Genomic DNA, 22,864 nt, shown 5'->3' on the forward strand with positions numbered 1-22,864 from the left:
GTCAGGCCGCCTTCAGCGAGCGCGCATAGGCGCGCCAGCCGCCGAACGACGTGATGTCCGGCGCGCCCGCGACGCCGGCCGCCTCCACGAGGAAGCCGAGCGCGCTCGTGCCGTCGCCGAGCGCGAGCGTCCCGATCCCGAGGGGGGAGGGGATGCCGGCGACGAACGGCCCGAAGCTTTCGGCCGGCAGCGCCCAGACCTCGGTTTCGATCGGGGCGCCGGAGCCGTCCGCAACGCGCAGCAGGCCGGGACGCGGCGTCGCGCCGTCGAGCAGGTGCAGCCGGTAGAGCGGCGCGGTCGGGACGGCGCGCAGGAAGCGCGCGCCGCGCTTCAGCAACTCGCCGTTCAGCGCCATGCCGGAAAGGTGCGCGCCGACCACGACGATCTCGATCTCGCCCGCTTCGGCGACAGCTGGACGGACGATCGGCTGCGGCGCCGGGCGTCCGAGCGCGCCGATCGCGACGCCGCCCGCCGCGTGGATCGCAGCCCCCAGCGCCGCGAGCCGCCCGTCCGCGCCGGCGGGTCCGATCAGGGTGACGCCGGCGGGGATTCCGTCGGCGCGCGGCCGGCCGGGCACGGCCAGGGCGCAGTAGTCCAGCAGGTTGACGAAGTTGGTGTAGGTCCCGAGCTCGCTGTTGAGCGCGATCGGGTCCGCGAGCACCGCCTCGACCGTGTGGGCGCGGGGGAAGGTCGGGACCAGCATGCAGTCGACCGTGTCCCAGACGCGCCCAAGTTCGCGGCGCAGCTCCAGCAGGCGGTACACGTCGCCATAGGCGTCGGCGGCGGAGAACCTGCGTGCGCCCTCGATGATCTCGCGGGTGACCGGGTGCAGCGTCTCGGGCGAGGCCTCGATGAAGTCGCGGATCTGATGATAGCGCGAGGCGACCCAGGACCCCTCGTAGAGCATTCGCGCAACCGCGAAGTAGGGCTCGAAGTCGATCTCCACGGTCTCGCCGCCGAGCGCCCGCACGTCCGCGAGCGTGGCGTCGAAGGCGGCCTCCGCCGCGGCGCTGCCGCCGAAGCGGCGGCTGGCGGCGTCGGGGATCGCGACGCGCGTCCGGGGCGGAAGCGGCCCAAGCTGCGGCACGGCCATGTCGCGCGAAAACCCGTCCTCCGGGTCGTAGCCGCCGATGACGCCGAGCACCGCGTAGCCGTCGTCGACGGTCTGCGCGAACACCGTCACGCCGTCGACCAGCCGCACGGAGTAGACCACGCCGCCGGTGGGCGTCAGGCCGACGGTCGGCTTCAAGCCGACGATGTTGTTGAGCCCCGCCGGCACGCGGCCCGAGCCCGCCGTGTCGGTGCCGAGCGTGAAGGGCACGAGCCCAGCGGCGACCGCGACCGCCGATCCCGAGCTGGAGCCGCCCGGCACGAGCGTCGGGTCGACCGTGTTGCGCGGGACGGGGTAGGGCGTGCGCACGCCGACGAGGCCGGTCGCGAACTGGTCGAGGTTGGTCTTGCCGATCGCGATCGCGCCGGCCGCGAGCGTGCGCTCGACTGAAGGCGCGTGCCGCGCCGGCTCGTAGGCGAACTCCCGGCAGGCGGCGGTGGTGGGGAGACCCGCGAAGTCGATGCTGTCCTTGATGCCGAACGGAACGCCCCAGAGCGGCCGTCCGTCAGGCTTCGGCCCGAGCGCGCGGGCCGCCGCGCGGGCCGTCTCCCGGTCCACCAGCGCGATGAAGACGCCGGGATCGTTCAGCGCGTCGATCCGGTCGAAGACCTCGTCGACCACCGCGGCGGGGTCGAGCCCCTCGGCGTAGGCGGTCCTGAGCGAGGCGAGATCGAAGGCGAGCTCGGAAAGTCTGGTGGTCATGGCGCGCTCCTGAAAACGAGGCCGCTGAAGTGATGTGCATGCCGCCGCGCGGCGCGAAGGGGCGTTTCCACGCGACGCGCTCCTCAGACCGGCGGGTGCGGGATCGCGGCGATCAGCTCGCGCGTGTAGGCGGCCTGCGGGCTCTCGAGCACCGCCTCCGCGGATCCCTGCTCCACGACGGCGCCCTGCCGCATGACGATGACGCGGTCGCAGAGCAGCCGGACTACGTGGAGGTCGTGGCTCACGAACAGGTAGCTCATGCCGAGCCTCGCCTTGAGATCGTCGAGCAGGTTGAGCACCACCGCCTGGACCGAAACGTCCAGCGCCGCGGTCGGCTCGTCGAGGATGACCAGCTCCGGGTCGAGCGCGATGGCGCGGGCGATGCCGACGCGCGCCTTCTGGCCGCCGGACAACTGGTGCGGGAAGCGGTCGAGCAGATCGAGCGGCAACCCGACCAGCGTCGCGAGCTCCTCGCACCGAGCGCGGAGCGCGTCGCGGCCCCTCAGCGCGCTCATGCGCATCAAGGGATCCGCGATGGCGCGCGCGGCGGTGAAGCGCGGGTTCAGGCTGTCGGTCGGGTCCTGGAACACCATCTGGATGCGCCGGCGATGGGCGGAGGAGGCGAAGCTCTTCGCCGGGATCGCCCCGATGTCGTCGGTTCCGAGCGTGATCCGGCCCGAGGTCGGGTCGAGCAGCCGCATCACCATCATCGAGGTGGTGGACTTCCCGCAGCCGCTCTCGCCCACGAGGCCGAGGCTCTCGCCGCGGCGGATCTCGAACGAAATCCCGTCGACGGCGCGGAACGGCGCCTGGTCGCCCGCGGGCGCGCCGCGACCGAACATCTGGGCCCAGGTCTTGGAGGCGCCCTGGCGCGGATACTCCTTCACCAGCCCCTCGACCTTGAGCAGCACGTCGCCGGTCACGGTCGTGGGCGGGTTCGCCGGCGTCGCGCTCTCTGGCGGCAGCAGGCCGCGCAGCGTCGAGCCCGGCCGCGGCGTCGCCCGCATCAGCCGCCGCGTGTAGTCGTGGGCGGGCGCGGCGAACACCTGGCGCGCGGGCGCGGTCTCCACCACCTCGCCCTTCTTCATCACCACCACCTTGTCGCAATAGGCGGCGGCCAGCCCCAGGTCGTGAGTGATCAGGATGGTCGACATGCCGCGCGCCCGCGTCAGCTCCGTCACCAGATCCATCACCGCCTTCTGGGTGGTGACGTCGAGGCCGGTGGTCGGCTCGTCCGCGATCAGCAGCTGCGGCCGGCAGGCGAGCGCGAGCGCGATCACGATGCGCTGGCACATGCCGCCCGACAGCTCGAAGGGATAGGCGTGGTAGCGCTCCTCCGGCCGGGCGATCTTGACCTGCTCCAGCATCTCGATCGCCTTGGCCTTGGCGTCCATCGAGCCCGCCTGCGCGTGGCGGCGCAGCACGTCCTCGATCTGGCGGCCGACCTTGCGGATCGGGTTCAGCGCCATGCGCGGGTTCTGGAAGATCATCGAGATCTCCCGGCCGCGCACGTCGGTCATCTGCCGCTCGCTCGCGGCGCGGAGATCGACGCCGGAGAAGGCGACGGAGCCGTCCGCGATCCGGCCGGCGCGGTCGAGGATCCGCATCACGGCGTAGGAGGTGACGGACTTGCCGGAGCCGGACTCGCCGACGACGCCGACGGTCTCTCCGCGGCCGACCTCCAGGTCGACGCTCCTCACCGCCTGCACCACGCCGTTGCGGGTGGCGAATTCGACGGTGAGGGCCTTCACGTCCAACAGAGCGGTCATGGGCTCACGTCCTCCGCTGCGGGTCGATGATGTCGCGCAGGCCGTCGCCGAGCAGGTTGAAGCAGAACACGGCGATCATCAGCGCCAGGCCTGGGAACAGCGCGATCCACCACTCGCCGGAGATGATGAAGCCGGCGCCCTCGGCGACCATGATCCCCCACTCAGGCGTCGGCGGCTTCACGCCGAGGCCGATGAAGGAGAGACCCGCAGCGTTCAGGATCGCGTAGCCCATGGTCAGCGACATCTGCACCGCCATGATCGGCATGATGTTTGGCAGAATCTGCGTCAGCAGGATGCGCATTTCGGAGTTGCCGGTGAGCCGGGCCGCCTGCACGAAGCCGGCCTCCCGGCGGACGTTGGCCTCCGCGCGGGCGATGCGCTGGTACAGGGGGAAATTCACGATCGCGGTGGCGATGACGATGTTGGTCACCGTGTTGCCGAGCGCCGCGACGATGCCCATGGCCAGCACGAACAGCGGGAAGGCCATGATGGTGTCGCTGATGCGGCTCATGATGCGGTCGGTCCAGCCGCCATAGAAGCCGGCGCAGACGCCGGCGAAGCCGCCGAGCGCGAACACCAGTGCGACCGAGCAGATCGCGATTGTGAGGTCGAGCCGGGTCGCGACCAGCACGCGGGAGAAGATGTCCCGCCCGATCTGGTCGGTGCCGAACCAGTGCGCCGCGGAGGGCGGCTGCAGCGCCGCGGCGGTGTCGGAGGCGAGCGGGTCGTAGGGCGCGATCCACGGTCCGAGGACGGCGGCGAGCACGATCACGAAGAACAGCGCGAAGGCGAAGCCGGTGACGGGGTTCGAGGTCGCGACGTAGCGGGCGTGGCCGAGGCCGGCGGCGAAGCCGGCAGCGGGCCGCACGGGGTGTTCGATCACGGCCGGGGCGGGCTCCGGGAGCGGCTGCGGCAGGGAGGCTGAGACGTCGAGGTTGCTCATGACTCCAGCCTCACGCGGGGGTCGATCAGCCCGTAGGCGAGGTCGATCAGGAGGTTGAGCGCGACGTAGAGCAGCGCCATGGCGAGCACGAAGCCCTGCACCGGCGCGTAGTCCGACTGGATCAAAGCCTCGACCGCGAAGGAGCCGACGCCGGGCCAGGCGAACACCTTCTCCACCAGCACGTTCGCGCCAAGCAGGAAGGAGAACACCATGCCGAGCGTGGTGACGACTGGCAGCATGGCGTTGCGGAAGGCGTAAGCGACGACCACCGTGCCGGGCCTGAGCCCCGAGGCGCGGGCGGTGCGGATGAACTCCGACGACAGCACCGAGAGCATCGCGGCGCGGGTCATCCGGGCGATCGGCGCCAGCGCGAACAGGGCGAGCGTCGCGGCCGGCAGCACGAGCTGGGCCGCCGCCGCCCGGAAGGTCTCGAGGTCGCCCGCGATCAGGGCGTCGACCGTGAAGAAGCCGGTGACCTTGTCGGGCTCGGTGAAAAAGACGTCGAGCCGGCCGACCGGCGCCGGGGCCCAGCCGAGATGGTAGTAGAAGACGTAGACGAACAGCAGGCCGGTGAAGAACACCGGCAGCGAGACGCCCGCGGTCGTCACCACCCGGCAAACGTGGTCGATGAGCGAGCCCTCCTTCACCGCGGCCAGGATGCCGAGCGGGATCGCGATCGCCATCGCCAGCAGCAGCGCGGTCAGGGTGAGCTCCGCGGAGGCCGGCAGCCGGGCGGCGAGCTCGGTCAGCACGGGCTGGCCGGTGGAGAGCGCCGAGCCGAGGTTGCCGGTCGCAAGGTCCTTCACATAGGCGAGGAACTGAACCGGCAGCGGCCTGTCGAGGCCGAGCGAGGCGCGGATCTGCTCGATCGAGGCCTGGTCGGCCGTTGGCCCCGCGAAATAGGCCGCCGGGTCGCCCGGCAGCACGCGGGTGAGCAGGAAGGTCACGATCACCACGCCGACGAGCGTCGGCGCGATGGTCGCAAGGCGTCGCGCGAGCGCGCGGAGCATGGCGGCCTCCTTGGCTGGAGCGCACGGGCGGTCATCCGCCGCGCAGGGCATGCGTTACGCTTGGGGTCACTCGAACGTCAGGCGGGTGAAGGGGCCTTACGCACCCTTGGTCAGCGTTCGGTAGTCGAGCTGGCGGTGGAACCAGTAGGCGTAGCCGCCGATCGATTTCTGCATCGCGACGTTGAGGTGCGGCTGGAACAGCGGGATGCGCGGCGCGTCGTCGTAGGCGATCGCGATCATCTTCTTGACGGAGGCCGCGTAGGTCGCGGCGTCGCCGCTCGCGGCGGCGGCGCGGGCCGCGTCCACCTCCGTGTCGAGCGCCGGGTTCTTGTAGGCCATCGTGTTGAACACGGCGTTCTGGCCGTGATAGGCCCAGAAGAAGAAGTATTCGGGATAGTCCAGCCAGCCCGAGAAGAAGTTGATCATGAACGGCATCGACTTCTTGGCCATCTCGCCGCGCCAGTTCGCGCCGGGCACCTTGTCGAGCGCGGCCTTGATCCCGATCTGGGCGAGGCTCTCCTGCAGCAGGATGGCGAGCGGCTCGCCGACGATGCCCTGGCCGAGGTCGAACGACAGCCTGGTCTCGAAGCCCTCGGGGAAGCCCGCCTCCGCGAGCAGCGCCTTCGCCCTGGCGACGTCGGTCGTGTAGGCGGTCGGGCGCGGCCAGGTCAGGTCGTCCGGCGTGTTGGAGGCGGCGCCGAACAGCGGCGTCGCCTCGCCGAACAGCACCGCGTCCATGATCTTCTGGTAGGGCACGGCGTAGGCGATCGCCTGCCGCACCTTCGGGTTGTCGAACGGCGGCTTGGTGACGTTCATCTCGATCGACCACATGCCGTTCGAGATCGGGGTCGAGGCGACCGCGACCTTGCCGGCCTTCTTCATCTCCGCGAAGTCCTTCGCCGGCAGGTCGAAGGAGACGTCGGCGTCGCCGCGCTCCACCAGCGCCCGGCGGTTGCCGGAGGAGGGGATGGTGCGCCAGATCACGCGCTTCAGCGCGGGCAGGGGGCCGCACTTCCAGTCGTCGTTGCGGGCGTAGACGACCTCCGTGCCCGGCGTCCACTTCGCCACCTTGAAGGCGCCGCCGCCGGCGACGTTGTTCTTGGTGAATTCGAGGCCCCAGGGGTCCTTCTCGGTCGCATTTTTCTTCACCAGCGCCGAATTGAACACCGCCGGCACGATCACCGCGAGGTCCGGGATCGTCAGCGCGTCGGGCCGGGCGAACGCCACCCGGAAGGTGTGGTCGTCAACGGCCTGAAACTGTTCGGGCTTCAGCAGGCTGCCGGCCGCCATCTGCACGGTCGGGAAGCCGCCGACGCTGACGGCGCGGTCGAACGACCATTTGACGTCCGCCGCGGTGACGGGCGTCCCGTCGTGGAAGGTCGCGTCCTTGCGCAGCTTGAAGGTCACGCCCGTGGCGTCCACGGTCCAGCTCTCGGCGAGCTCCGGCGCGATCACGCCCTTGTCGTAGGAGCGGGAGCCGTCCGGCAGCGTTTTGACGCCGTAGGTGACCAGCCGGTCGTAGCAGTTCCAGGAGGCCTCGTAGCCCGGCCGGTTGGTCCCGACGCCGTGGATGTCGAGGTTGTTCGGGCCGTTCTCGGAGATCAGCAGGAGGGTGTCCTGCCTGGACTGCGCGAAGGCCCGAGCCCAGGGCAGTCCCGAGCCGACGACGCCGGCGCCAAGCATGGCCGATGCCGATGAAAGGAACGCGCGACGGTTCATGCCTCGTCTCCCCAAGCGATGTCTTCGCTGGCGAAATATTGTATGCAATTCATCAATATTGCATGCTTAAATAGGCATCATTGATGCACAAAGATTAGGATGCATGCGGTTTAGGCTTGTGCATTGGCGCTCGGCCGGGCGACTCTGGCGCGGCAGGTGGAGTTCGTTAATGGACATCGTCGACGACCGCACGCGCGCCGACCGCCTCGTCAGCGACGTCTCGGAAGACATTCTCAACGGGGCTTTCGCGCCCGGCGACCGGCTGGACGAGCTTTCGCTCGCCGAGCGCTACGGCGTCTCGCGCACGCCGGTCCGCGAGGCGCTGCGCCGGCTCGCCTCCAGCGGCCTCGTGGAGGTGCGCCCGCGGCGCGGGGCGATCGTGGCGCGCATCACGGCGGAGAAGCTCGCCGAGCTGTTCGGCGCCATGGCCGAGCTGGAGGCGACCTGCGCGCGGCTGTCGGCGATCGGCATGACGCCGATGGAGCGCCGCCGCCTCGAGGAGTTCTACGCCTCGATGGAGCCGCTGGTCTCGGCGGCGGACGCCGAGGGCTTCGCGGCCGCGAACCTTGTGTTCCACACCCAGATCTACGCCGGCGCGCACAACGGCCATCTGGCCGAGATCACCGCCGGCCTGCGCTCCCGGCTGCTCCCCTACCGGCGCGCGCAGTTCCGCACTCCGGGCCGGCTGCCGCGCTCCCACGCCGAGCACGGCGCCGTGGTGGCGGCGATCCTCGACGCCGACGCCGCGGCCGCCCACGCCGCCATGCTGCGCCACGTCAGCCTGGTGGAGGACTCGTTCGAGCGGCTTGCCGCCGCAAGGGCCGTGCGGGGCTGAGGCGGGAGAACGAGCGAGCCCTCGCAGGCTTGGCTGCGCCTCAGCTCACAGCGGCGTAGCCGTCCCGCCTCGGGTCGCTGGCGGCGGCGTAGCCCTCGACGCCGGGATCGCCCATGCGCCAGATGAACTGGCCCGCGCCGAAGTCCTGGTAGCTGTCCTCGATCACGCTCATCTCGTGGCCGCGCGCCGCAAGCCCGGCGATCGTCTCCGCCCGCATGGTCGCCTCGACGTTGATGTCGAGCCCGGCGTTGAAGCGCCAGCGCGGCGCGTCGCAGGCGGCCTGCGGGTTTTGCGCGTAGTCGATCATCCGCACCAGCGTCTGCATGTGCCCCTGCGGCTGCATGTTGCCGCCCATCACGCCGAAGCTCATCACGGGCTGGCCGTCACGCGTGAGGAAGCCGGGGATGATGGTCTGGAACGGGCGCTTGCCCGGCGCCACGACGTTCGGGCTCGCGGGGTCCAGCACGAAGCCGTGGCCGCGGTTCTGCAGCGACAGGCCCCACTCGGGCAGGCAGACGCCGGAGCCGAAGCCCATGAAGTTCGACTGGATGAAGCTCACCATCATGCCGCTCTCGTCGGCCGCGGTGAGGTAGATGGTGCCGCCCTTCACCGGATTGCGCGGCGCGAAGACCTGCGCGCGGCGCGGGTCGATCAGCTTCGCGGCCTCCGCCAGATGCGCGTCGTCGAGCAGTTGCGCCGGCGTCACCCGCATGTGGGCGAGGTCGGCGACATGGGCGTAGGTGTCGGCGAAGGCGAGCTTCATCGCCTCGATCTGCAGGTGGTTCGCGTCCACCCCGTCCGCCTCCAGCTCCGCCAGATCGAAGTGCGAGAGAATCCCGAGCGCTATCAGGGCCGCGATGCCCTGTCCGTTCGGGGGGATCTCGTGGACCGTGTAGCCACGGTAGGTCTTGGCGATCGGCTCCACCCATTCCGGGCGGAAGGCCGCGAGGTCGGCCACCGTAATCGCGCCGCTGTGCGCCGCGGCGTGGGCCGCCATGGCCTCGGCGATCTCGCCCCGATAGAACGCGTCGCCCTTGGTCGCGCCGATGGCCCGCAGCGTGCGCGCCGCCCCCGGCAGCGTCACCAGTTCGCCGACCTCAGGCGCGCAGCCGCGCGGCAGAAACAGCTCGGAGAAGCCCGGCGCGCTGACGAGGTCCTTCACCCTGGCGGCCGCCGCCCACTTCTGCTGCACCACGGTCGGCGCGAGATAGCCGCGCTCCGCGATCTCGATCGCGGGCTCCAGCGTCTCCTCGAGCGGCAGCGAGCCGAAGCGCTCGCTGAGCGCGACCCAGGAGCCGACCGCGCCCGGCACGGTCACGCTGTCCCAGCCGCGCATCGGCGGCCGCGCGCAGCCCTCGCCGTATTTCGCCGCGAAGTACTCGGGGGTCCACGCGGCCGGCGCGCCGCCCGAGGCGTTGAGGCCGTGCAGTTCTTTCCCGTCCCACAGGATGCAGTAGGCGTCGGAGCCGAGGCCGTTGCTGCAGGGCTCCACGAGCGTCATCACCGCCGCCGCGGCGATCGCCGCGTCCACGGCGTTGCCGCCCTGGTGCAGCATCTTGAGCCCCGCCTGCGCCCCGAGCGGATGCGAGGTGGAGACGACGTTCCTCCCGAATACGGGCATGCGGCGCGACGGGTAGCCCGCGGTCCAGTCGAAGTGGGTCATGGGGTCCTCGTTCCGGTCTGCGTCATCACACCTTCCGCCCTCAGCCGTCCCGCCCGAACACCGCGGCGAGGCGCGCGCGCGCGGGGGCGAGGTCGAGGCCGCGGCCGGCGATCCAGGCGTCGTCGAACAGGGTGGAGCGGTAGCGCTCCCCGCTGTCGCAGAGCAGCGTCACGATCGCGCCGTCGCGGCCCGCAGCACGCATTTCCTCGATCAGGGTCAGGCAGGCCCAGACGTTGGTGCCGGTGGAGCCGCCGCAGGGGCGGCCGAGAATGTCGCTGACGAGCCGCGCGGCCGCGACGCTCGCCGCGTCCGGCGCGACGATCATCCGGTCGACCAGCTCCGGCACGAAGGACGGCTCCACCATGGTGCGGCCGATGCCCTCGATCACGCTGTCGCAGCGCTCGACCCGCTTCACCGAGCGCTCGGCGTAGTGGCGGTGGAACACCGAGCTCTCCGGGTCCGCCACGCACAGCGACGTCGAGAGCTTGCGGTAGCGCAGGTAGCGCCCGATCGTCGCCGAGGTGCCGCCGGTGCCGGCGCCGCAGACCACCCAGTCCGGCACGGGGCGGTCCTCCAGCGCGAGCTGCGCGAACATCGTCTCGGCGATGTTGTTGTTGCCGCGCCAGTCCGTCGCCCGCTCGGCGTAGGTGAACTGGTCCATGAAGTGGCCGCCGATCTCCGCCGCCAGCCGGCGCGCCTCGCCGGAGACGTCGCCGTGGTCGACGAGATGCGGCCGGCCGCCGTGGAAGGCGATCGCCGCGATTTTCTCGGGCGAGGTCGATCGCGGCATCACCGCGACGAAGCTGAGCCCCAGCAGCCGGGCGAAGTAGGCCTCCGAGATCGCGGTCGAGCCGGAGGAGGATTCGACGATCGACGTGTCCGGCCCGATCCAGCCGTTGCAGAGCGCATAGAGGAACAGCGACCGCGCCAGCCGGTGCTTGAGGCTGCCGGTGGGGTGGCTGGACTCGTCCTTGAGGTAGAGCGCGACGCCCGGCGCCTTCGGGAGATCGAGCCGCAGCAGGTGGGTGTCGGCGGAGCGAGCGCTCTCCGCCTCGAGACGCGCGATCGCCTGGGCCACCCAGGCGCGGCGGCAGGGTTCGGAGGTCGCGGCGGGGGCAGGGGTTGCTGCGGTCAGCATGGGGACGCGCTCGACGAGGCCCCCCTCCCCCTTGCGGGGAGGGGTTGGGGGTGGGGGTGGTCCAGAATGAAGCGCAGGCCTCCGCCGCTCGACGCCGCGCGGCGCGTCCTCTCCTGCGCCACCCCCGCCCTTACCCTCCCCGCAAGGGGGAGGGGGCGGAGGCGTCCCGCTCCCGTCTCGTGCGGCGCGCGGCGGTGGTCGATGATCATCCTCACGACCCCCTCAGCTCCGCCTCGGCGCGGGCCTTAAGGCCCGCCCGGTCGATCTTGTTGGTCGAGGCCAGCAGCATCTGGTCCAGGAACCACACCCGGCGCGGATGCTGGTAGGCGGGGGCGTTCGCGAGCGCGAAGGCCTTGAGCGCCGCCTCGTCGAGGCTGGAGCCGGGCCGGCGCACCACGAAGGCCACCGGCTTCTGGCCCTTGATGTCGTCCTCAACCGGCACGACGCTCGCCTGCAGCACGTCGGGATGGGTCTCGAGCATGGCCTCGACTTCGCCCGGAAAGATGTTCTCGCCGCCGGAGACGAACATGTCGTCGACCCGGCCGACGAAGAAATAGAACCCGTCCGCGTCGCGCCGGAACACGTCGCCGGAGTCGTAGAAGCCGTCCGGGGTGATCGGCGAGCGCACGTCCGGCCGCTCGTGGTAGCCCAGCATGATCGCCGGGCTCTTCATCTGCAGCACGCCGAGGTCGGGGGCGTCGGGGCCGACCAGCCGAACCTGGACCCCGGGGTGCGGACGGCCGACAGAGCCGGTCGGCGCCGAGCCGTCGGGGTCGGAGAACACCACCGGGCCGCCCTCGGTGGTGCCGTAGGCGTTGATGATGCGTGCGTTCGGCAGCAGCGCGCGGGTCTGCGCCGCGAGCGCGTCGTTCACCGGCGCGGAGCCCATGCGCACCACCCGCACGCTGGAGAGGTCGGCCTCGGCGAGCGCCGCCTTCTCCCGCAGCATCATCGCGATCATCGGCGGCACGGCGGTCGCCCAAGTCGCGCGATGGCGATCGATCGCGGCGATGTAGGCCTTGGCCTGGAACTGCGGCAGCAGCAGCACGGTCGCTCCGCTCGCCAGCGCCAGCAGGGCGTTCGCCAGCGCGTTCATGTGGTAGAGCGGCGCCGCGATCAGCATGCGTTCGCCGGCGAGGTCGTCGTCGGCCATGCGCGCGCGCACCACCCAGAGATGGCTCGCGTGGCTGAGCCGGACGCCCTTCGGCCGGCCGGTGGAGCCGGAGGTGAAGAGCATCATCGCCATGTCGTCCGGCGCCGGGTCGACGGGCTCGAACGGGCCGGGGTCGAGCCAGCCGTCGAGGTCGGTTTCGAGCGACGCCGCGGGCACGCCCGCGGGCGCATGGGCGAGGCGTTCCGCGTCGCAGAACACCACCTTCGCGCCGCTGTCGGCGACGATCTGGGCGATGGTCGGATCCGGGAACTTGAAGTTCAGCGGGACGGGGACGACCCCCGCCCGCATGGCGCCCAGAAGCAGCGCGACGTAATCAGGCCGGTTCGCGGCGAGGATCGCGATGCGGTCGCCGCGACCGACGCCATGGGCGGCAAGGCCGCGGGCGAAGGCGTTCGCCATGGCGTCGAGGTCGGCGCGGGAAAGCAGGGTCTCGGAGCCGTCGAGCCCGATGCCGACGATCGCCGGGGCTGCGGCGTCGCCGGTCGCGGACAGGACGGCTCCAAGATTGGTGACGTCGTTCATCGCACGCTCCGGCAGGCGAGGGTAAGGTCGAGGGACGGAATGGCGAGGATCGCCGTCCCGTCGGACCCCGGTCCCGTCCAGTCGGCGCCGGGCGTGGCGGCGGCGCGCGCGGCGATCGCGTCGAGGCCGTCGAACGACAGCCCGAGCGTCGCGAAGCGCGGCCGTTCGCCGGGAACGACCTCGATCGCGAAATCATCGGAAAGGGCGACCGTGGCGCCGCTCTCGGTTAACCTCAAGTTAACCCCGGCGGCCGCCGCGTAACCCGCCGCGTCACTCTGCGGTTCACCCGACGTCACCTCGATCCGGTCAAGCCGGACGAAGCCGTTGGGGTGGGTCAGCCATTCCGGCCGCCAGACCAGTTCGGGCGTCAGGTGCTGGCAGAAATAGACCCGGCCGGCGGGAAACCGCGCCGTGGGAACCCGGACCGTGCGGAATCGCGCCTCGAGAGCCTGGCCGTCGATCTCCACCGGCCGCGAGAACGCGACCGGGGGGGAGGGGTCGAGGCCGGCGGCCTGGAGCCGGGCGTAAGTCGCGTCGGCGTCGCCGCTTTTCAGCACGAGACCGTTGAGCCCGAAGGGGCTGTCCAGCACCTCCTGGCGCTGCTTGCCCTCAGTGGGAACGCCGACCAGCTCGAGATAGCCGCCCGGCGTCATCATCAGGTGGTTGATGGAGCCCAGCGAATGGCGGCCGAGCGGCGTCAGCTGGAAGCCGAGCGCGGCGAAGATCGCCGCCGCCTCGTCCATGCCGCGCAGCACGTTCACGACCACATGGTCGAGCGCCGCCGCCGTCCCGTCCGCCATCGCCTCAGGCCCTCACTTCGGGGTCGCGGTCATGTAGACGCCGCGGCCGCTGGCGAGCAGTCGGCCTTCGGAATCAAGCACTTGCGCCTCGGCGACCGAAAGCGTGCCGCCGAACTTCACGACCTTGCCCTTCGCCGTCAGGTCGCCCTGCATGGCGGCGCGGTGGTAGTCCACGCGCAGGTCCACCGTCGGCACGCCGCGCCCGGTCTTTGAGACCAGCGCCCAGTCCGCCGTGAGGTCGATCAGGGTGGCGAGGATTCCGCCATGGACGTAGCCGCGCTCGGCGTTGACGACCCATTCCGGCCGCCAGGTGGCGGTCAGCTCGATCTCGCCGTCGCCGACCGAGACGACCTTGAGGCCGAGCCACTGGTGGAAGGGCCCGCGCAGCAGCTTCTCCTCGACCTCGGCCGCGGTGATCATCGACTTGGTCTCGCTCGTGTTTTCGCTGCTCATGGCGTCACCACGATCTTGCCCATGACCTCACGGTCGCGGATCATCCTCAGGCCTTCCGCGGCCTGCTCCAGCGGCAGCTCCTTGTCGACCACCGGCTTCAGCGTCCCCTCCTGGATCATGTCCATGAGCGCCGCGAGGTCGTCGTCGTAGAAGCTGTTCGAGCCGATGATCTTGAGCTCGAAGCTCCAGATGTAGCGGAGGTCCTCCTTCGGATCGTGGCCCGCGGTCGCGCCGCAGGTGAGGATCGTACCGCCGCGCTTCACGCACTTCAGCGAGGGCGCCCAGGTGTCGCCGCCGGTGAAGTTGATTACGACGTCGACGCCGCCCTCGTAGGTCCGGCGCTGCGGCTTGCCGTACTGCTGGATCGCCCAGCGCGAGAAGTCGGTCTCGCGGTAGTTCACGACGTGGTCGGCGCCGAGCTCCTTCAGGCGCGCCATCTTGTCGTCGCTGCCGGCGCAGGCGATGACCTCGCAGCCGAGCTGCTTCGCCAGCATCACGCAGCCGGTGCCGACGCCGCCCGAGGCGCCGAGAATGAGCACCTTGTCGCCGGCCTTGACCGTCTTGTGGGTCACCAGCATGCGGTGCGCGGTGCCGTAGGCGACCGGCAGCGAGGCCGCGTCCACGAAGCTCACCTTGTCCGGCATCCGGATCAGCTGGCCGACCGAGACCTTGCAGTACTGCGCCATGCCGCCGTCGAGCATTTCGCCCATCAGGCCCTTGTTGGGATAGAGCGGGTTGACCAGCACGCGGTCGCCCACGCTCCAGCCCTCGACGCCGTCGCCGACCTCGGTGATCTCGCCGGCCATGTCGAGGCCGATGATCACCGGCAGCGGCACCTTGATGCCCGGCATGCCTTTCACCGTGAACACGTCGTGGTAGTTGAAGGAGGAGGCGCCGACGCGGATCACCACGTGTCCGGCGTCCGCGGTCGGGACGGGATAGTCGTCCACGACCACGAGGTCGGAGACGTCGCCGTGCTGCTTGAGCAGAAGGGCCTTCATTATCTTGGGCATTGGGTCGCTTTCTCTTGTGCGGCGCGTTTCGCGCTTGTCGTTTGGCGTTGAGCCGCAGTCAGGCCGTCACTTGATGGCCTTGGACGCCTCGTAGGGCGCGGTGGCGAGGGCGGCGTCGGGCAGCTCGCCCTTGACGGCGCCGACGGTCTTGAAGACGTCGAACTCGGCCTTGAGCGATGCGATGTCGGCGGGCTCCATGCTGACGGTGTAGATCCCGTCCCACAGCGCGGCGTAGGCCTTGGCGTCCTCGTCCTTCATGTTGGCGGCGGCGGCGAGCGCCGCGGCGACGGCCGTCTTGTCCGCCTTGCCGAACTCGTAGGCGTTGCGCATGCCGGCGATCACCTTGGCGGCGGCCTCCGGGTTCGCCTTCAGCCAGTCGTTGCGCATGACGCCGACGCCGAGCACCGGCGGCGCGGGCTGCTTGGTGATCTTGGTCCATTCCTCGCGGAACGTGCCGATCTTGCGGAGCTTGACGTCCTTCAGCAGGGCGATCGTCACGGTGCGGAGCGCCGCGGCGTCGATGTCCTTCTGCACGAGGAACTGCGCCAGGCGCGGGTCGTTGCCGGGCACGGCCTCGTACTCGCCGGTCTTGATGCCGTAGTTGGTCGCGAGGATCGCCGAGGTGATGGCGGCGGTCGCGCTGCCGGCGGGCGAGCCGCCGACCTTCTTGCCCTTCAGATCCGCCATGGTCTTCACGGGCGAGTCCTCGGGCACCACGAAGTCGAGCTCTGCGACCTGGGTCGCGAGCACGATCGACAGCGGGAGGCCGTCGACCGCGACGCTGAAGGCGCCCGCCGCCGGCGCGCCGATCGCGAAGTCGATGGCGCCGGCCGCCAGCGCCTTGGTGGGCGCATTCACGTCCGGGAACTTGAGGTATTCGACCTCGAGCCCCTGCTTCTCCATGAACTTGCCGGTCTCCAGCACCGCGCCGAAGCCGAGGCTGACGCCCGAGCTCCAGTAGCCGATGCGGACCTTCTCGGCCTGCGCGGGGGCGGCCGCGACGAGAGCCGCGGCGAAGGCGGCGGCGAGGACTGCGATGCGCTTCACGGGGAAAGCTCCACGGTCAGGGGTTGGGGGCGGTTGGCGGTCACGACGCGTCGGCCTGCTTCTTCCAGCGGAAGAGGCGGGCTTCGAGCGGCTTGAGGACGAGGGCTTCGAGGGCGAGCATCAGCGCGACCAGCGTCAGCGTCCAGGCGAACACCTGGTCGGTCTGCAGCAGGTCGGCCGCCTGCTTGAGGCGGACGCCCACGCCGCTCGAGGCGCCGAGCGTCTCCGCCACGAGACTGACGCGCGCGCCGAAGCCGAAGGCGAGGCGGGCGGAGGAGAAGAACAGCGGTAGGATCGTCGGCAGATAGATCTTGGCCAGCACCTGCGCCTGCGACATGCGGAAGGTGCGCGCGAGTTCGATGAAATCGGCGTTCACCGTCCGCGTGCCCTGCCAGACCGTGGTCAGGATCAACGGCATCGCGGTCATGAACACCACGAAGATCGTCGTCCAGTTCGACAGGCCGAACCAGATCAGAGCGAAGATCGCCCAGATCGCCGACGACACGGTGGTGATCAGCGTCAGCACGGGCTCGAAGAACTCGCCCAGCGTCTTGCTCGCCCCGAGGATGAGGCCGACCACTACGCCGAAGACGGCGGCGAGCGCGAAGCCAGTGACGATGCGCTCGAAGGTGACGCCGAGGTCCTTCCAGAAGGTCGGTGAGGCGACCAGCGTCGTCCAGGCCTCCCAGACCCGCATTGGGCTCGGCAGCACGAAGGGCGGGGCGCCGAGCGACGCGACCTGCCAGATGGCGAGCAGCGCCACGAGCAGCGCGAGACGGAGCGCGGCGAGCTTCAACCGGCGATCGCGCGCGGCGCCGGGAACGGTTTTCGGACGGCCGTCGTCCACGGGCGCGGCGGGTGTGAGCGGGGCGACGGACATGATCTCAGAGGCTCCGTCGCAGCAGCCGCGCCTGCTCCGCCACGTCGGGCGAGAGCGGATCGCGGGGGTAGGGGAGCCTGATCTCCTGCGTCTCGCGCACGCGGCCGGGACGGGGGTTCAGCACGACGACCTTGTCCGCGAGCACCACCGCTTCCTCCACGTCATGGGTGACGAAGACGATCGTCATGCCCATCAGCTCCTTGATGCGCAGCACCTCGTCGTGCATCTGCGTCCGGATCGACGGGTCGAGTTTTGAAAAGGGCTCGTCCATCAGCAGGATCGACGGCCGGGTGACGAGGCTGCGGGCGAGCGCCACGCGGCTGCGCATGCCGCCGGACAGTTCGTGCGGATAGGCGTCGGCGAAGCCGGACAGGCCGACCAGCGCCAGCGTCTCCGCCACCCGCTCGCGACGCTCCGCCCGCGCCACGCCGGCGGCCTCCAGCCCGAAAGCGACGTTCTGCGCTGCGGTCCGCCAGGGCAGCAGCCGGTCCTCCTGGAACATGTAGGTGAGCGAGCGCCAGTCTTCGAACTCGCTCGCCTTTACGCCGTTCAGGAACACGCAGCCGCGGTCCGCTTTGACCAAGCCCGCGATGATGTTCAGCAGCGTGCTCTTGCCGCAGCCGGAGGCGCCCACGATGGCGACGATCGCCTTCTCAGGCACGTCGAGGTCGATGTTCTGGAGCACGTGAAGGCTTTCGCCGTCCCGGCGCGGAAACCATTTGCTGACGGACTGAACCTTCACCACGGACATCGGCGGCTCAACCGTTCGAGACATGGGCTGAGGGACCGAGCGGGGCGCCGGTCGCGCGCAGGCTGGCGACGACTTTGTCCATGGTCATGTCTCGGAACGTCTCCACGTGCCGGCGCGCCACTTGCTCCGCGGCGTCGGCGTCGCCGGCGGTCAGGTGCTCGATCAGGAGCATGTGGTCGCTCTCGATGTTGGGGCGCACGCGCTGCACCCCGAAGCCCAGCGCGACCACCCGCGTCATCTCGTCGAGCAGTCCGGACAGCGTGCGGCAGAGCCGTTCGTTCCCGGAGGCGACCGCGATCGCCATGTGGAAGCTGCGGTTCGCCTCCATGAAGAAGTCGATCTGGTTGCCCACGTCGGCCGGCATCTTGCCCCGGCAGGCCTGCTCCAGCCGCTCGAGCTGCGCGCGGTTCACGCGTCCCGCCGCCGCCCGCGCCGCCAGCGGCTCCAGCGCGACGCGCAGCGCGAAGATTTCGTCGACGTCCTTGGCGGTGACGGGCGCCACCCGATAGCCGTGCCGCGGGATCGAACAGACAAGGCCCGATTGGGTCAGGCGCTGCAGCGCGATGCGCAGGCTCGCCTTGCCGACGCCGAAGCGGTCCATCAGCTCCGGCTCGGTCACGCGGGCGCCGGGAAGGATCCGGCACGAGACGATCTCGCGACGGATCAGGTCGTAGGCCTGGGCGCCCCTGAGCGTCGCCTCGGGCATCGCAATCTCCGCCGCCTGGCGCGGCGGTCGCTGCTCGTCTCTTGCGCCCGCCATGTGGCCGCTCCACCGGGTATCTGTGAGAAGCCTACGAAATGAATTTGAGATGCTCAAGGTCCCTTTCGCCTCAAAAGGGCGGGCGCGACATCCCTACGCAGGCCGCTCCGACGGCGGGGGGTGAACAGGGGCGTGAGGCGCGCGCGTCAGCCCCCGCCTTGACGCGCTGGGCGAGGGCGTCATGTCGAGCCGGAAGCCAAAAAGCGGCGCATAAACGCAAGATGGCGTTCGCCGGATGCGAACCGTCGCCGCAAGGCCGGAAGGAGTTCGATGACGACCGCCCCGACCATCCGGATCAAGCATGTCGAGGATTTCAAGTTCCTGATCGATTTCGGTCCGTCCTTCGAGGATCTCCTGGTCGATGAGGCGCCGCCGATTGGAAGCGGCGACGGACCGTTCCCGGAACAGCTGCTGATCGCCGGCGTCGCGAACTGCCTGGTCGCCAGCATGACCTTCGCGCTTGCGAAGTTCCGCCAGGACGGCCGCGGCGTCGACGCGCAGGCGAGCTGCGTGATCGGCCGCAACGCCGAGGGCCGGCTGCGCGTGCAGGGCATCGACGTCGCAATTTCGCTTCGCGCCGAAGCCGCCGAGATGGACCGGATCGACCGCGTGCTGGAGCAGTTCGAGCGCTTCTGCACGGTGTCGGAGAGCGTGAAGCTTGGCGTGCCCGTCACCGTTTCGGTGCGCGACGGCGCCGGCCAGCTTCTCAAGTAACAGAAGTCCATGCGCAGCATGGCAGGGAGGACGACCCGATGACGACGGAGGACGGGGCCCGGAGCCCTCAAGATCTCGCGCGACTGTTCGTCGCCCGCGCCAACGCCGGCGACGTCGACGGCCTCGTGGCCCTCTATGAGCCGGACGCCCTTCTGGCGGCGGGCGCCACCGTGGCCCATGGCCACGAAGAGATCCGTCGATTCTACGGCGATCTGCTCGCGCGCCGGTCGGATTTCCCCGAGGTCGACCAGCTTCCAGCTCTTGAGAGCGGCGACCTCGCCATGACCTTCGCCCGCTTGCCGAACGGAGCCCTGTCAGCGGAGGTCGCCCGAAGGCAGCCCGACGGCCGGTGGCTCTGGGCGATCGACCAACTCAAGATCAAGCCCGAAGCGCCCAAGCCCGACTGAAGGGCTGCCGCCCAGGCAGACAAAAGCCCGCCCCGGATCGTGTCCGGAGCGGGCTTTTGCAGCTTAAGGCCCGCCAAGCGGCGCAGGCCCAACTCCAGCGCGTGCTGGAAGCGGGCCTGCCGCGCCTCGCGGTAGGTCAGGCCACGTCGAAGCGATCGAGGTTCGTCACCTTGGTCCAGACCCCGACGAAGTCCTTCACGAACTTCTCCTTGGCGTCGGAGGCGGCGTAGACCTCGGCCAGCGCGCGCAGCACCGAGTTCGAGCCGAAGACGAGATCGGCGCGGCTCGCCGTCCCGGTGGTCTCGCCGGTCTTGCGGTTGGTCCCCACAAACGTGGTCTTCGCGTCGTCCGTGGCGGTCCACTTCGTGTCCATCGAGAGCAGGTTCACGAACACGTCGTTGGTGAGCTGGCCCGGCTTGTCCGTGAGAACGCCCCGCGTGTCGCCGCCGACGTTGATGTTGATCGCGCGCAGGCCTCCGAACAGCACCGTCAGTTCGGGCGCGGTCAGGGTCAGCAGCTGCGCCTTGTCGATCAGGGCCACCTCGGCGCGCTTGGTGTTCGACTTCTCGTAGTTGCGGAAGCCGTCGAGCTCGGGCTCCAGCCACTGGAAGCTGTCTACGTCCGTCTCGTCCTGCCGGGCGTCGGCGCGGCCCGGCGTGAACGGCACGGTCACCGAATGGCCCGCAGCCTTTGCGGCCTTCTCCACGCCCGCGTTGCCCGCGAGGACGATCAGATCGGCGATCGAGACCTTCTTGCCGCCGCCGGCGTAGGCGTCGAACTCGGCCTTCACGCCCTCAAGCACGCCAAGCACCCGCGCCAGCTGCTCGGGTTGGTTGACCTCCCAGTCCTTCTGCGGCGCGAGGCGGATGCGGGCGCCGTTGGCGCCGCCGCGCTTGTCGCCGCCCCGGAACGTCGAGGCCGAGGCCCAGGCGGTCCCGACCAGCTCGGAGACGGCGAGGCCGGACTCCAGGATCTTGGCCTTGAGGGTCGCGGCGTCCGCTTCGTCGATCAGCGGATGGTCGACGGCCGGGATCGGGTCCTGCCAGATCAGCACTTCCTTCGGGACTTCCGGCCCGATGTAGCGCGAGCGGGGACCGAGGTCCCGGTGGGTCAGCTTGAACCAGGCGCGCGCGAAAGCGTCCGCGAAGGCCTGCGGATCCTCGAGGAAGCGGCGGGAGATCTTCTCGTAGATCGGGTCGAAGCGGAGCGACAGGTCGGTCGTCAGCATCGTCGGCTTGATCTTCCGCGACGAGTCGTGCGCCATCGGGATGATGTCAGGGGCGTCCTTCGCCTCCCACTGGATCGCGCCGGCGGGGCTGCGCGTCTGCACCCATTCGAACTTGAACAGGTTCTCGAAGAAGAAGTTGCTCCACTGGATCGGCGTCTGCGTCCAGGTGACCTCGAGGCCCGAGCCGATCTGGTCGCCGCCATGGCCAGCGCCGAAGCTGGAGCTCCAACCGAGGCCCTGGTCCTCGATGTCGGCCGCCTCCGGGTCCGGGCCCTTGTACGATTCGGCGGCCGCGCCGTGGGTCTTGCCGAAGGTGTGGCCGCCAGCGATCAACGCGACGGTCTCCTCGTCGTTCATCGCCATGCGCCCGAAGGTCTCGCGGATGAACTCCGCGGCCGAAATCGGGTCGCCGTTGCCGTCAGGCCCCTGCGGGTTGACGTAGATCAGGCCCATCTCGGTCGCGCCGAGGCCCTTTTCGAACTTGTCGAGGGTGCGGTGGGTGAGCCACTCGGTCTCGTTGCCCCAGTTGACGTCCCGATCCGGCTCCCAGGTGTCGGCGCGGCCGCCGGCGAAGCCGAAGGTGCGGAAGCCCATGCTCTCGAGCGCCACGTTGCCGGTGAGGATCAGCAGGTCGGCCCAGGAGATCGCCTGGCCGTACTTCTGCTTGATCGGCCACAGCAGCCGGCGCGACTTGTCGATGTTGACGTTGTCCGGCCAGGCGTTGAGCGGGGCGAAGCGCTGCTGGCCGCGGCCGCCGCCGCCGCGGCCGTCCGCCAGGCGGTAGGTGCCGGCCGCGTGCCACGACATGCGGACGAACTGCGGGCCGTAATGGCCGAAGTCGGCCGGCCACCAGTCCTGGCTGTCGGTCATCAGCTTGCGCAGGTCGTTCTTCAGCGCGTGGTAGTCGAGCTTCTTGAACGCTTCGCGGTAATCGAACGCGGGATCAAGCGGATCGGACTTGGAAGAGTGCTGGTTCAGCAGGTCGACAGGCAGCGTGTTGGGCCACCAGTCGGGGTTCTGCCTCGGGCCGCCGTGGGCCACCGGGCATTTCCCCGTGTTGTCCTCGGTCTTCGCGTCCATGTCGTCCTCCGATCGTGGTCAGCGCGGCGTCGGCCCCGGCCGGCGTCGAGCTCCGCTGACGCGCTCTGCGGTTCGCCGCAGGCTTTCGGGATGCGTATTACCAAAAGCCCTTCATTATTTTAATTCCGATTTCCTGATCGCGACGATAATCTGAGCTTATGAAGAACCTTACGTTCAAGCAGTTTCGCTATCTTGAGGCTTTGGCCGAGCATGGCCATTTTGGGCGCGCGGCGGAGGCCTGTTCGATCACCCAGCCGGCGCTTTCGATGCAGATCAAAGCCTTGGAGGAAGAGCTCGGCGCGGCGCTGTTCGAGCGTGACCGGCGTCAGCTCCGCCTGACGAGCTTCGGCGAGGAGATCGCCCTGCGGGCCCGGCACATCCTGCGGTCGCTCGATGATCTCGAAGACTATGCGCGGGGCGCGCGCGGCGGGCTGGCCGGGAGGCTGCGCATCGGGGTGATCCCGACCATCGCGCCCTACCTGCTGCCGAGCCTCGTCGCGGACCTCACTCGGCTGCATGAGGGGCTCGACCTTCACGTGCGTGAGACCCTGACCCCCAAACTTGTCCAGGAATTGAACGACGGACGCCTGGACATGGCGATCGTCGCTTTGCCGGTGTCGGAGCCGTCTCTGACCGAGACGGCGCTTTTCACGGAGGATTTCGTGCTGGTCCGGCCGCGGGCGGACGAGGGAAAGCCCGTTCCCGACCGCGAGGCGCTGCGCGAGATGCGATTGCTCCTCCTGGAGGAGGGGCACTGTTTCCGCCACCAAGCCCTTTCATTCTGCAATCGGAACGAGCACGCCGCCCAGCCCCGCGATCTGCTGGACGCAAGTTCGCTCTCCACGCTCGTCCAGATGGTCGAGGCGGGGCTTGGCGTCACCCTGGTTCCGGAAATGGCCGTCGCCGTCGAGACGCGTTCGGCGTCGGTCTCGATCTCGCGTTTCCCAAAACCCTGCCCGTCACGAACCATCGGCATGGTCTGGCGCCGAACGAGCCCCCTGGCCCGGCAACTGACGCACATATCCGAAGCGGTCCGCACGTCGGCGGCGGCGTTGCGCCAGTCTCGCTAAGCGCCGTCCGACGCGCTCGCCTCAATGGCCAGCCGCGCGGCTGGGCTTCGAATGGCCGAAGGCTTAGACGCTGCG

At 69.8% G+C, this 22,864-nt stretch carries 20 protein-coding genes; 4 read left to right on the forward strand and 16 right to left on the reverse strand.

The genetic code is table 11. The annotated features are described in order from the left end of the window. Position 1: 1 nt before the first annotated feature. The 5 genes from atzF to K244_RS0120835 all read right to left on the reverse strand — a co-directional run bounded on the left by atzF (position 2) and on the right by K244_RS0120835 (position 7,254). Positions 2 to 1,813 (reverse strand): allophanate hydrolase, encoded by a 1,812-nt coding sequence (atzF, locus tag K244_RS0120815; RefSeq protein WP_020188232.1) that lies wholly within the window; start codon positions 1,811 to 1,813, stop codon positions 2 to 4. An 83-nt stretch (positions 1,814 to 1,896) separates the two neighbouring features. Further along, complete coding sequence (locus K244_RS0120820) at positions 1,897 to 3,582, reverse strand: ABC transporter ATP-binding protein (protein ID WP_020188233.1); 1,686 nt, start codon at positions 3,580 to 3,582, stop codon at positions 1,897 to 1,899. Positions 3,583 to 3,586: 4 nt separating this feature from the next. Then, positions 3,587 to 4,525, reverse strand: a complete 939-nt coding sequence (locus K244_RS0120825; RefSeq protein WP_020188234.1) for an ABC transporter permease — start codon at positions 4,523 to 4,525, stop codon at positions 3,587 to 3,589. Continuing rightward, a complete protein-coding gene (locus K244_RS0120830; RefSeq protein WP_020188235.1) occupies positions 4,522 to 5,535 on the reverse strand; it encodes an ABC transporter permease in 1,014 nt (337 codons plus the stop codon). The genes K244_RS0120825 and K244_RS0120830 overlap by 4 nt, the downstream gene beginning before the upstream one ends. Before the next feature lie 96 nt (positions 5,536 to 5,631). Next, positions 5,632 to 7,254, reverse strand: a complete 1,623-nt coding sequence (locus K244_RS0120835; RefSeq protein WP_020188236.1) for an ABC transporter substrate-binding protein — start codon at positions 7,252 to 7,254, stop codon at positions 5,632 to 5,634. 169 nt (positions 7,255 to 7,423) lie between these two features. Here K244_RS0120835 and K244_RS0120840 point away from each other — a divergent pair, with 169 nt between their 5' ends. Next, positions 7,424 to 8,089: a GntR family transcriptional regulator gene (locus tag K244_RS0120840; RefSeq protein WP_020188237.1), complete on the forward strand. Its 666-nt coding sequence runs from the start codon at positions 7,424 to 7,426 to the stop codon at positions 8,087 to 8,089. 40 nt (positions 8,090 to 8,129) lie between these two features. On the opposite strand, the gene K244_RS0120845 is transcribed toward K244_RS0120840, so the two are convergent. The 10 genes from K244_RS0120845 to K244_RS0120890 all read right to left on the reverse strand — a co-directional run bounded on the left by K244_RS0120845 (position 8,130) and on the right by K244_RS0120890 (position 18,290). Continuing rightward, positions 8,130 to 9,752 carry a gamma-glutamyltransferase family protein gene (locus K244_RS0120845; RefSeq protein ID WP_020188238.1) on the reverse strand — a complete coding sequence of 541 codons (1,623 nt, stop codon included), beginning with the start codon at positions 9,750 to 9,752 and terminating at the stop codon, positions 8,130 to 8,132. A 40-nt stretch (positions 9,753 to 9,792) separates the two neighbouring features. Beyond that, complete coding sequence (locus tag K244_RS0120850; protein ID WP_020188239.1) at positions 9,793 to 10,890, reverse strand: PLP-dependent cysteine synthase family protein; 1,098 nt, start codon at positions 10,888 to 10,890, stop codon at positions 9,793 to 9,795. A gap of 211 nt (positions 10,891 to 11,101) precedes the next feature. Next, positions 11,102 to 12,586, reverse strand: a complete 1,485-nt coding sequence (locus K244_RS0120855; protein ID WP_020188240.1) for a class I adenylate-forming enzyme family protein — start codon at positions 12,584 to 12,586, stop codon at positions 11,102 to 11,104. Continuing rightward, positions 12,583 to 13,386 carry a VOC family protein gene (locus tag K244_RS0120860; RefSeq protein WP_020188241.1) on the reverse strand — a complete coding sequence of 268 codons (804 nt, stop codon included), beginning with the start codon at positions 13,384 to 13,386 and terminating at the stop codon, positions 12,583 to 12,585. The genes K244_RS0120855 and K244_RS0120860 overlap by 4 nt, the downstream gene beginning before the upstream one ends. Before the next feature lie 12 nt (positions 13,387 to 13,398). Further along, positions 13,399 to 13,806, reverse strand: coding sequence for a PaaI family thioesterase (locus K244_RS0120865; RefSeq protein WP_036307224.1), 408 nt, complete (start codon positions 13,804 to 13,806; stop codon positions 13,399 to 13,401). Positions 13,807 to 13,835: 29 nt separating this feature from the next. After that, positions 13,836 to 14,852 carry a zinc-binding dehydrogenase gene (locus K244_RS0120870; RefSeq protein WP_024816664.1) on the reverse strand — a complete coding sequence of 339 codons (1,017 nt, stop codon included), beginning with the start codon at positions 14,850 to 14,852 and terminating at the stop codon, positions 13,836 to 13,838. 66 nt (positions 14,853 to 14,918) lie between these two features. Then, the gene (locus K244_RS0120875; RefSeq protein WP_020188244.1) at positions 14,919 to 15,899 is read right to left on the reverse strand and encodes an MqnA/MqnD/SBP family protein; all 981 of its coding nucleotides are present in this window, start codon (positions 15,897 to 15,899) and stop codon (positions 14,919 to 14,921) included. Between the two features lie 40 nt (positions 15,900 to 15,939). Further along, on the reverse strand, positions 15,940 to 16,779 hold the full coding sequence (locus K244_RS0120880) for an ABC transporter permease (protein ID WP_020188245.1): 840 nt from the start codon (positions 16,777 to 16,779) through the stop codon (positions 15,940 to 15,942). A gap of 4 nt (positions 16,780 to 16,783) precedes the next feature. Further along, positions 16,784 to 17,554 (reverse strand): ABC transporter ATP-binding protein, encoded by a 771-nt coding sequence (locus K244_RS0120885; protein WP_036305849.1) that lies wholly within the window; start codon positions 17,552 to 17,554, stop codon positions 16,784 to 16,786. Beyond that, positions 17,538 to 18,290, reverse strand: a complete 753-nt coding sequence (locus tag K244_RS0120890; RefSeq protein ID WP_051460043.1) for a GntR family transcriptional regulator — start codon at positions 18,288 to 18,290, stop codon at positions 17,538 to 17,540. The genes K244_RS0120885 and K244_RS0120890 overlap by 17 nt, the downstream gene beginning before the upstream one ends. Positions 18,291 to 18,560: 270 nt before the next feature. Here K244_RS0120890 and K244_RS0120895 point away from each other — a divergent pair, with 270 nt between their 5' ends. Together K244_RS0120895 and K244_RS0120900 are read left to right on the forward strand one after the other, a co-directional pair. Beyond that, the gene (locus tag K244_RS0120895) at positions 18,561 to 19,004 is read left to right on the forward strand and encodes an OsmC family protein (protein ID WP_020188248.1); all 444 of its coding nucleotides are present in this window, start codon (positions 18,561 to 18,563) and stop codon (positions 19,002 to 19,004) included. A gap of 38 nt (positions 19,005 to 19,042) precedes the next feature. Next, complete coding sequence (locus K244_RS0120900) at positions 19,043 to 19,411, forward strand: nuclear transport factor 2 family protein (RefSeq protein ID WP_020188249.1); 369 nt, start codon at positions 19,043 to 19,045, stop codon at positions 19,409 to 19,411. Positions 19,412 to 19,547: 136 nt separating this feature from the next. Here the strand turns inward: K244_RS0120900 and katG are convergent, their stop codons facing one another. Continuing rightward, a complete protein-coding gene (katG, locus tag K244_RS0120905; protein ID WP_020188250.1) occupies positions 19,548 to 21,719 on the reverse strand; it encodes a catalase/peroxidase HPI in 2,172 nt (723 codons plus the stop codon). A 158-nt stretch (positions 21,720 to 21,877) separates the two neighbouring features. Between katG and K244_RS0120910 the strand changes: the two genes are divergently transcribed. After that, positions 21,878 to 22,789, forward strand: a complete 912-nt coding sequence (locus K244_RS0120910; RefSeq protein WP_020188251.1) for a hydrogen peroxide-inducible genes activator — start codon at positions 21,878 to 21,880, stop codon at positions 22,787 to 22,789. The last annotated feature ends 75 nt before the right edge of the window (positions 22,790 to 22,864 follow it).

Origin of the sequence: Methylopila sp. 73B, assembly GCF_000526315.1 — a bacterium.
In the GTDB taxonomy this organism is placed as follows: Bacteria; Pseudomonadota; Alphaproteobacteria; order Rhizobiales; family Methylopilaceae; genus Methylopila.